The 2,229-nt window shown below is 60.9% G+C and carries 3 protein-coding genes and 1 pseudogene; 1 reads left to right on the top strand and 3 read right to left on the bottom strand.

What is annotated here, in order from left to right; translation table 11 throughout:
* The 3 genes and pseudogenes from ACX4ZE_RS22660 to ACX4ZE_RS22650 all read right to left on the bottom strand — a co-directional run.
* Positions 1 to 355, bottom strand: a pseudogene (locus ACX4ZE_RS22660) (hypothetical protein); the annotation flags it as partial.
* Positions 356 to 674: 319 nt separating this feature from the next.
* Positions 675 to 806, bottom strand: coding sequence for a hypothetical protein (locus ACX4ZE_RS22655; protein WP_480275488.1), 132 nt, complete (start codon positions 804 to 806; stop codon positions 675 to 677).
* A 558-nt stretch (positions 807 to 1,364) separates the two neighbouring features.
* The gene (locus ACX4ZE_RS22650) at positions 1,365 to 1,538 is read right to left on the bottom strand and encodes a hypothetical protein (RefSeq protein ID WP_480275487.1); all 174 of its coding nucleotides are present in this window, start codon (positions 1,536 to 1,538) and stop codon (positions 1,365 to 1,367) included.
* 271 nt (positions 1,539 to 1,809) lie between these two features.
* On the opposite strand from ACX4ZE_RS22650, the gene ACX4ZE_RS22645 reads away from it, so the two are divergent.
* Positions 1,810 to 2,229 (top strand): LGFP repeat-containing protein (locus tag ACX4ZE_RS22645; RefSeq protein ID WP_480275486.1); only part of this gene is annotated, 420 nt, incomplete at its 3' end.

The raw sequence follows: 2,229 nt of genomic DNA, 5'->3' as shown, positions 1-2,229 counted from the left end.
TCCGATGTACCTCGATCTCGTCGAAGTCGGTATCGAAAGATTTCGGGGTGTTGGCGATGCTGTTCACCAACTGCTCGACCAGTTCGATCAGGTCCGCCGAACGTTCGCGCTGACGCAACAGAGACAGGCCCCTGTCGGCCATTGCCGTGAAGACGCTGTTGTATTCCGCTACGGCCACATCGTAGGGGTCCGGCCCTTTCGCGGTCAGCTTCTCGACCCTTTCTCTGGCAGCGTCTTTGACGTTGCCGACCTGCCCGGTGAACTGCGATGAAGCGGTTCGCGCCGCCCTACCGATACTGTCGACGGTCCTGCCGATGCCCTCCCTGACATTGCCTACATCGAGCTGTTCCACCATCGCACCCTCCAAGACCCTTGCGGCTCAACTACGTAACGGAGAATACCGACCACATGTGACAGATTGGACGGGATACACACTCCGATCCACCCAGGGCGGCGGCACTTGGGGTCGACTCACCGAGTGCCTTCGCGGTCTGCTCCACGGCTCGCCCTCGCAGGGCCGGCCCCGCCGGGCGTGCCCTATGAACGAATCGAGATAACCACTGCCGCAACAATAGAATCCCGACCCACACACCTTCCACGATCCGAGCGACCTCATCACCAGCAAGCCCGAAACCCCTGAGCTGTCGCTGCTTTCAGCAGCGAACCGAGTCACATCAACCGTTGGACAGGCTCTGTGCTCCGGAGGCAGGGCTGAGGATCGCGGAGGCGAAGGTGTTGTCGCTGTCGAGTCCGATCCAATTCGAGACCGATGTGTTGGCCGGGCTGGTGGACAACACAATCCGCAACGACTGCAATCACCTCGAGCTGATCCGCGGTTGGTTCGGTCGGCCGTTGTGGGAGATTCCGAACAGAACCCATATCGAACCAAGATCAAGTCATTCGCGACATGATGAACCTGATCTTGATGGACTTCTGGTTTCTGCGGGAGCAGCGTTGATCGGGCTGGCGGCGAGTTTGCCGGAGGCCTTGTCGCTGAAGGTCTGTTCGCAGTTGGCTGCGGTGAGTGCGTCGCGCTGGGCTTCGAGGTGTTGGTCGCGGTGGAGACCTACCCGTAGCCGGTTCACATGACGCGGAGTGTATTGCGAACCTCGACAGGACTACGTTGTCGCGCACATGGCAGAACTTCACAGTTCTGTTCTGCGGAAACCTGCTGTGGCCAAGGGTGTCTCGTTAATTTTCATTTCCGAGAAATGAACTACCCAGCGCGAGTGTGTGTTACGGCGACGAAAGGGGTCTTTCATATGCGATCTGCGCTGTATCAGTTTTGTTCTGAATTGATCACTTGACGGAGTGTCATCAACCAGCAAACATTCCCGGTGTTTTGTCGTGTGGATGGAGAGTTTTCAGTTCATGTCTGTGAGTTCGTGCCGCTCATGGCGCGGGAATACCGCCCGATCGAGAGTGTTGGTGTTGGCCGCTGCGGTGTCGTGCGCGGTGAGCATTCCGTTGACCGGCGGGGTGGCGGGAGCCGAGCCTCCAATGGAATTGCCGTTGCCCAGTGAGTCTGCTGCACCCACGACGTCGTCGTTGAGCACTCCATCGGCCTCGGCATCTACAGCGAGCCCCGCAGCCCCTTCGTCCAGCGCGGCCCCGTCGTCTCCTCCGACTGCCGTCTCGCCTTCAGCGCCGAAGACGACTGCGTCCGAGCGGCCTTCGGCCGACTCGACATCGACAACAACCCCGCGATCAGCGTCACCGACTCCGGTGGCACCGTCGTCCGCGTTGCCGACCGTGGTGTCGTGTACACCGTCTGTTCAGGGTGGGGGGAAGGCCGGGCCTTCTACGTGGGTGCCGACGAAGAACCCGAACACGACTGTCATTCCGGGCAAGATGCGGTCGGATTGTGAAGGGGTTCCCGGCGGATTCACCAAGGAACAAGCTGACAAGGCCGAGACCATGGAGGCCGCGTTGGCGAGCGGGGGCACCTCTGGGCGGGGGAGACGATCACTGCTCGCGGCGCCGGGCTGTCAGGTGTATTGGCCGGCGCCGTACGAGGTGTGTGGTGCGATCCGCGACAAGTACAACTCTCTCGGTGGGCCGAACGGATTCCTGTTGTGGCCCAAGACGAACGAGCTCACCAGTCCCGATGGGGTCGGTAAGCGTACCGAATTCGTGAACGGTCCTATCTATTGGTCCCCGGCCGGTGGCGCGCACCCGGTGGTGAACCATTTCCTGGCCGCGTGGGCCCGGCATGGCTATGAGGGTGGT

This window comes from Nocardia sp. TBRC8007, assembly GCF_056629435.1.
Note: the sequence above shows the minus strand (reverse complement) of the source record. Positions and strands in the feature narration are given on the sequence as shown.